The following is a 7,218-nucleotide window of genomic DNA, read 5'->3' on the forward strand; positions in this document are numbered from 1 at the left end:
ACCATCGACAGTCCGGACTTTTCCTTGCGCGTCGCCAGGAAGGTGCGGGCGGCCAATCCGTCGATCCCAATTATCCATTATGTCTGCCCGAGCGTCTGGGCCTGGCGGCCGGGCAGGGCGGTGGCGATGAAGCCCTATGTCGACCATATCCTCTGCATCCTGCCGTTCGAGGTGAAGGAGCTCGACCGGCTGGGCGGCCCGCCGGGCACATATGTCGGGCATCGCCTGACGCATGATGCGGGCGTTCTTGCCGCCCAGAAGGCGCAGGCCTTGCCGCGCGATCTTGCCCAGGACCGGATCAAGACGTTGCTCGTCCTGCCGGGTTCGCGGCGCGGCGAGGTACGGCGGCTCATCGAACCATTCGGCGAGACAGTGTCGATGCTGCGCGCGCGCGGGCATCGGCTGCGACTGCTGCTGCCGACGGTTCCGCATGTCGCCGATCTCGTCAAATCCTCGGTCAACCGTTGGGACGAAAAACCCGAAATCATCGTGGATCCGCAACGCAAATGGCAGGCTTTCGGCAAGGCCGATGCCGCGCTGATCGCATCGGGGACCGTATCGCTCGAACTGGCTTTGGCTGGTGTGCCGATGGTGTCGTCCTACAGGCTCGATCCGGTCGCCCGTGCCGTTGCGCCGTATCTTGTTTCGGTCTGGTCGGCGCTGCTTCCCAATCTCATCTCGGATCGCGCCCTTATCCCGGAGTTCTACAACGAGTACGTCAAGCCGAACAATCTGGCTCGGCAACTGGAAGCGTTGTTCGCCGACAGCGGCATGCGCGCCTGGCAGAAGGACGGCTTTGCCGAGATCGCGCGGCGCATGGCGACGGACAAGCCATCGGGCGGGATCGCGGCGGGCGTGGTGCTGCGCCATATAAAAAAGGCGCCCTGAGAGGCGCCTTTTTTGTGATCTAGACAGCTTCGGTCAGCGCTTGGCGATCGGCACGTAGTCGCGCTCCGGCGCACCGGTGTAGAGCTGGCGCGGGCGGCCGATCTTCTGGCGCGGATCCTCGATCATCTCCTTCCACTGCGCGATCCAGCCGACGGTGCGGGCAACCGCGAACAGCACGGTGAACATGGTGGTGGGGAAGCCCAGCGCCTTCAGCGTGATGCCGGAATAGAAGTCGACATTCGGATAGAGCTTCTTCTCGATGAAATAGGGATCAGTCAGCGCGATCTTTTCCAGTTCCATGGCGATGTCGAGCAGCGGATCGTCCTTGATGCCGAGTTCGCCCAGCACCTCGTGCGCCGTCTTCTGCATGATTTTCGCACGAGGATCATAGTTCTTGTAGACGCGGTGGCCAAAGCCCATCAGCCGGAACGGGTCGTTCTTGTCCTTGGCGCGGGCGATGAACTCCGGGATGTGATCGACATGACCGATCTCGCCCAACATGTTGAGCGCCGCTTCATTCGCACCGCCATGGGCCGGACCCCACAGGCAAGCGATGCCGGCGGCGATGCAGGCGAACGGGTTGGCGCCCGACGAGCCAGCGAGGCGAACCGTCGAGGTCGAGGCATTCTGCTCGTGATCGGCGTGCAGGATGAATATGCGCTCCATGGCGCGCGCCAGCACCGGGTTGATCTTGTACTCCTCGCACGGCACGGCAAAGCACATATGCAGGAAGTTTGCCGCGAAGCCGAGATCGTTCTTCGGGTAAATGAAGGGCTGGCCGATGTGGTACTTGTAGGCCATGGCCGCGATCGTCGGCATCTTGGCGATCAGCCGCATCGAGGCGACCATGCGCTGGTAGGGGTCCGAGATATCGGTGGAGTCGTGATAGAAGGCCGACAGAGCACCGACGACGCCGCACATCACCGCCATCGGGTGCGCGTCGCGGCGGAAGCCGGTGAAGAAGCGCGACATCTGCTCGTGCACCATGGTGTGCCGTGTCACGCGGTAGTCGAAATCGTCTTTCTGCGCCTTGGTCGGGAGTTCGCCGTAGAGCAGGAGATAGCAGACTTCGAGGAAGTCGCCGTGTTCGGCCAGCTGGTCGATCGGATAGCCGCGGTGCAGCAGAATACCGGCGTCACCATCGATGAAGGTGATCTCGGACTCACAGCTTGCCGTCGAAGTGAAGCCCGGGTCGTAGGTGAAGGCGCCGGTCGTGCTGTAGAGCGAGGCGATGTCGATGACGTCGGGTCCGACGGAGCCGCTTCGCACCTTGAATTCATGGGTCTTGCCGGCGAATTGAAGCGTTGCGGTAGCCTCTTGGTTCGCGCCGCCCACATCCAGTTTTTTCGCAGCTTCGGTCATTGCAAACTCCTTGTTGTTTCCTCATGCCGGCAAAGGCAAATTCTGCAGGGCGACACGTCGAAATCACCGCAATGCGCGTATTCGCCACCGCATTTTAGGAGGTGCGTGCCAGATTGGGCCAAGGCCTAATGTTGCACTGCGAAACGCGCCTTTCAATGCCAATCTTCTTGGGCCAGTTTGCTCCTAATCGATTTGATCCGCTATGCGCGCCAGGCTTTCCTCGCGCCCAAGCACGGCGAGCACGTCGAACACGCCGGGCGAGGTGCTTTTGCCTGTCAGCGCGGCCCGCAACGGTTGGGCCACGGCGCCAAGCTTGTGGCCACCGGCCAGCGCATAGTCGCGGATCGTGGCTTCCGCCGCGGCCGCCGTCCAGTCGCCGGAAAGCGCATTCAAGGCTTCGTGAGCGCCGCGCAGGATCTTGCGGGCATCGTCATTGAGCAGGAGGGCCGCCTTGTCGTCGACCGGCAGCGGACGCGTGGCGAACAGATAGGCCGCGCCATCGACGAGCTCGACCAGCGTCTTGGCGCGCTCCTTCAGGCCCGGAAGGGCCGCCAGCAACTGCGCCTTGTTGTGTTCGTTGAGGCGCGCGGCCATCGCCGGGCCGCCCTCGAGATAGGGCAGGGTGGCGATGAAGATGTCCAACAGCTCCGCGTCGGCCATGCGTCGCATATGCGCGCCGTTGATGGCTTCCAGCTTGGCGAAATCGAAGCGGGCAGCGCCCTTGTTGACGTCGCCGATATCGAACCAGGAGATCATGTCCTTGATCGACATGATCTCGTCATCGCCATGACTCCAGCCCAGTCGCGCCAGGTAGTTGAGCAGTGCCTCCGGCACGTAGCCCATGGCCCGATAGGCTTCGACGCCGAGCGCGCCATGACGCTTCGACAGCTTGGCGCCATCGGCGCCATGGATCAGCGGGATGTGCGACATAGACGGCACGTCCCAGCCCATGGCGTTGTAGATCACGGTCTGGCGGGCGGCATTGGTCAAGTGGTCGTCGCCGCGGATGATGTGCGTGACACCCATGTCGTGATCGTCGACGACGACGGCATGCATGTAGGTCGGGTTGCCGTCCGAACGCAGGATGATGAAGTCGTCGAGATCCTTGTTGGGAAAGCGCACCTCGCCCTGGACGCGGTCATGGACGATCGTCTCGCCTTCCGCCGGCGCCTTGATGCGGATGGCGCCCCTGACGCCCGCAGGCGCTTCCGAGGGGGCGCGGTCGCGCCACTGGCCGTTGTAGCGCGGCGGCAGGCCCTTGGCCCGTGCCGCCTCGCGCATCGCTTCGAGCTCGGCCGGCGTTTCGTAGCTGTAATAGGCCTTGCCCAGACGCACGAGTTCTTCAGCGACCTCGCGGTGGCGCGGCGCACGCTCGAATTGCGAGACCGCGTCGCCGTCCCAGGTCAAGCCGAGCCAGGTGAGGCCGTCGAGGATGGCGGCCGTCGCGGCGGCGGTCGAACGCTCGCGATCGGTGTCCTCGATGCGCAGCAGCATCGTGCCGCCGGTGTGTTTGGCATAGAGCCAGTTGAAGAGCGCCGTGCGCGCGCCGCCGATGTGCAGATAGCCGGTGGGCGAGGGGGCAAAACGGGTGACGACCTTGTCGGACATGAAACTCTCGGAAACCATCTGAAGCGGGGTGCGGCTGCGCGGACTTTCGCGCGTCGCGCGTTCATGTAGCATAGGGCGTCAGGGGTGCAAGGGGCAGACCCGATGGCTGGACGAGGCTGGGGCTCGGAACAGGGCGAGGACGCTGATGTAGGCGTCAGCGAACGATCCCTGTTTGGGGCTCCGCCGCCAGTCTCGCAGCCGCTGTCGCCTCTGGTGCCGGGCTCCGACAGTCAACCGCCGCAGGCGGATGTGCCGGCGATACTCCCGCCGCCTGCCTCAGGCGGGATTGTGCGTGTCCGGCGACGACTCGCCCGGGTTTCCTGGCCTCGCCTGCGCCATGGCGTGGCGACGGCAGCGGAGCTCGAGCTTGACCGGGGCATCGCCTTCCTGCTGGTGCCGGTTTGCCTGGCCGCTGGAGCGATCGGCTATTATTCCCTCGCGGCGGAGCCTGACTTTGCAAAGCCTGTCGCCGTCGTCGTGCTGATTGCGGTCTGTGCGCTTGTTTCGCGCTCATGGCCGAAAACCCATCTGGGGTTCATGGCGGCATTGTTGTGCGCGCTTGGCCTGCTGGCCGCCAAGGTCGAGACATGGCGTGCGGGCACCCAGATGCTGGGTTCGGAAATCTCGACGCAAGTGACCGGCCGCGTCGTTTCGCTCGACCGGATGGAGACCGGCCGCATCCGGCTGACCATCGACGTGACGTCGACCGCACGTCCGAAACTGCGCTATGCGCCGGAAAGGGTCAGGCTTTCGGCGCGCGATATCCCGGCGGAAACGACCGCCGGCTCCATGGTCACCGGCTATGCGAAACTGTTGCCGCCGACCGGCCCGGTGCGGCCGGGGAGCTACGATTTCTCCTTCGACAGCTATTTCGCCGGTATTGGCGGCAGCGGGTTCTTTCTCGGCAATCCAAAGCCTGTCTCGGCCACGGACGACGAGGTGCCGCTCTCGGCGCGCCTTTTCTCAGGGATAGAAAATGCCCGTGAAGCCATTGCCGACCACATCAGGGCCAGGGTTGGCGGTGCCGAGGGCGAGATCGCGGCGGCGCTGATCGTCGGCGTGCGGGCCGGCATTCCCGATGAAATCAACGAGGCGATGCGGCGCACCGGGATCTATCACATCATCTCCATTTCGGGACTGCATATGGCGCTGGTCGCCGGTACCATCATGGGGCTTCTGCGCGGCGCCTTCGCGCTGTTTCCGGACTTTTCCGCGCGTCGGCCGGTGAAGAAATACGCGGCCGCCGCCGCCCTTTTTTCGATCGCCGCCTATCTCGTCATTTCCGGTGTCGTCGTTGCCGCCGAACGCAGCTTCATCATGCTGGCGGTGATGCTTATCGCCGTCCTGTTCGATCGCGCTGCACTGACCATGCGCAACCTCGCCATCTCGGCGATCGCCGTCATTGTGGTGTCGCCGCATGAGGTCGTCGGCCCGAGCTTCCAGATGTCGTTCGCCGCGACCGCCGCGCTGGTCGGCGCCTATGCCGGTTGGGCGGATCACCATGCGGGAAAGGCAAGACCGCCATCGCCAAAGCGCACTCTGCCGGGTTTTCTCGCGCGAAGGTTCCTGCTGGCGACGGGTGGGTTGGCGATGACCTCCATCATCGCCGGCTGCGCCACGGCGCTGTTTGCCATCTGGCATTTCCAGCGTGTGTCGCCGCTCAGCCTGTTCGCCAATCTGGCCGTCATGCCGATCGTGTCACTGATTGTCATGCCTTTCGCTGTTCTCAGTTCTCTTGCGATGCCCTTTGGTGCTGACGGTCCCTTTCTTTACGTGATGGGAAAGGGCCTGACGGCGATGATCGCCATATCGGCGTGGATATCGGAACGCTCCCCGGTCGATGCGGTAGGGCTGATCTCCCAGCAATCCGTGCTGCTGGCGACCATCGCCCTGGTCATGGCGACGATGGCGACGACCTGGCTGCGGCTCGCGGCAGTGCCATTCGCGCTTGCTGGTTTGTTGACCGTGTCGGATACGCGCACCCCGGATGTGCTGATTTCCGAAGATGCGCGGCTGGTGGCGCTGCCGATCGGCGGTGGCGAACTCGCGGTCAGCCGGGCTCGCCCGAACGAGTTCACCGTCGACAATTGGAAACGCGCGCTGGTGTCCGAAACCATCGTCGTACCGGAGATGTTCGACAAGGCGAACGGGCAATTCGCCATTCCCGATGCCGTCAATCTGCCGCCGGGAGCGCCATTCTATTGCACCGATGGTGTCTGTCTTGCCCGACATCCGACGGGCGCGATCATCGCGCATGTCGAAGACCGCAAGGATACCTGGAAAGCCTGCGGTTTCGCCGACCTGATCGTCGTCAATGACGCAACCGGCTATGACGCCTGCCACAATCCGCTGGTTCTCATCGTCACCAAAAGGCAGCTCGCCCGCAAAGGCAGTGCAGCGGTCTTCTTCGACCGCCAATCGGCGACCGGTCCGCCAACCGTAAGTTTCGCGGTCGACAACCCATATCGACCCTGGCACGAGCAGCGAAAATTTTCGCGTGAGGCGAGGGGGCTGCCGCCCTATCAAAAAACCGAAAAGCCGACCGTTCCTGCTCAGTAGCGCCGGATCAACCCGACAAGCTTGCCTTGCACCTTGACCCTGTCTGGCCCGAAAATGCGCGTCTCGTAGGCCGGGTTGGCGGCTTCAAGGGCGATCGAGGCGCCCTTGCGGCGGAACCGTTTCAGGGTTGCTTCTTCCTCGTCAACCAGCGCCACGACGATCTCGCCCGGGCTCGCCGTGTCGGCGTTGCGGATGATGACCGTATCGCCATCGAAGATGCCGGCCTCGATCATCGAGTCGCCCTTGACCTCCAGCGCATAGTGTTCGCCACCCATGATCATGTCCGGCGGCACCGAGATCGAATGCGTCTGATGCTGGATGGCATCGATCGGCACACCGGCGGCGATGCGGCCCATCACCGGGATCGACACGGCGGAAACCGCATCGTCATCATTGCCGGCCGCGGGCAAGCGCGACGGCGCCGGCTTGATCTGGCGGCCGAGACCGCCCTGGCCGAGACTGCCCTGGATGACGCTTGGCGAGAATTTCTTTGCCGCATTAAGGCCGGGTGCGATTGAATCGGGAAGCCGCAGCACTTCCAGCGCGCGCGCCCGGTTGGGTAGCCGGCGAATGAAGCCGCGTTCCTCCAGTGCCGTGATCAGGCGATGGATGCCTGACTTGGAGGCGAGATCGAGCGCTTCCTTCATCTCGTCGAAGGAAGGCGGAATGCCGCTTTCCTTGAGCCGTTCATGAATGAACATCAGCAGTTCATGTTGCTTGCGTGTCAGCATGGCGGCCCCCAAGGCGTTGAACGACGGGTGTGAATCAGAGTCGAAAAACAAACCCAGAACAAACACTATC

The 7,218-nt window shown here is 63.5% G+C and carries 5 protein-coding genes; 2 read left to right on the top strand and 3 right to left on the bottom strand.

Annotation, left to right across the window (positions count from 1 at the left end):
• Nucleotides 1–888: lipid-A-disaccharide synthase (locus C1D09_RS05110; RefSeq protein WP_143973287.1), on the top strand; the 888-nt coding region annotated here is incomplete at its 5' end.
• 33 nt (nucleotides 889–921) lie between these two features.
• Here C1D09_RS05110 and gltA read toward each other — a convergent pair.
• On the bottom strand, nucleotides 922–2,250 hold the full coding sequence (gltA, locus tag C1D09_RS05115) for a citrate synthase (RefSeq protein WP_019858188.1): 1,329 nt from the start codon (nucleotides 2,248–2,250) through the stop codon (nucleotides 922–924).
• A gap of 183 nt (nucleotides 2,251–2,433) precedes the next feature.
• Complete coding sequence (gltX, locus tag C1D09_RS05120; RefSeq protein WP_143973288.1) at nucleotides 2,434–3,858, bottom strand: glutamate--tRNA ligase; 1,425 nt, start codon at nucleotides 3,856–3,858, stop codon at nucleotides 2,434–2,436.
• 102 nt (nucleotides 3,859–3,960) lie between these two features.
• On the opposite strand from gltX, the gene C1D09_RS05125 reads away from it, so the two are divergent.
• Nucleotides 3,961–6,417, top strand: a complete 2,457-nt coding sequence (locus C1D09_RS05125; protein ID WP_143973289.1) for a ComEC/Rec2 family competence protein — start codon at nucleotides 3,961–3,963, stop codon at nucleotides 6,415–6,417.
• On the opposite strand, the gene lexA is transcribed toward C1D09_RS05125, so the two are convergent.
• Nucleotides 6,411–7,148, bottom strand: a complete 738-nt coding sequence (gene lexA, locus C1D09_RS05130; RefSeq protein WP_032933442.1) for a transcriptional repressor LexA — start codon at nucleotides 7,146–7,148, stop codon at nucleotides 6,411–6,413. The two genes, C1D09_RS05125 and lexA, sit on opposite strands and share 7 nt — an antisense overlap.
• Between the last annotated feature and the right edge of the window lie 70 nt (nucleotides 7,149–7,218).

Source organism: Mesorhizobium intechi, from assembly GCF_002879535.1.
GTDB classification, from domain to species: domain Bacteria; phylum Pseudomonadota; class Alphaproteobacteria; order Rhizobiales; family Rhizobiaceae; genus Mesorhizobium; species Mesorhizobium intechi.

Bases quoted from the DNA above. Each gene is read 5' to 3' on its own strand.
- gltA (WP_019858188.1), bottom strand. From the start codon at position 2,250: ATGACCGAAGCTGCGAAAAAACTGGATGTGGGCGGCGCGAACCAAGAG.
- gltX (WP_143973288.1), bottom strand. From the start codon at position 3,858: ATGTCCGACAAGGTCGTCACCCGTTTTGCCCCCTCGCCCACCGGCTAT.
- C1D09_RS05125 (WP_143973289.1), top strand. From the start codon at position 3,961: ATGGCTGGACGAGGCTGGGGCTCGGAACAGGGCGAGGACGCTGATGTA.
- lexA (WP_032933442.1), bottom strand. From the start codon at position 7,148: ATGCTGACACGCAAGCAACATGAACTGCTGATGTTCATTCATGAACGG.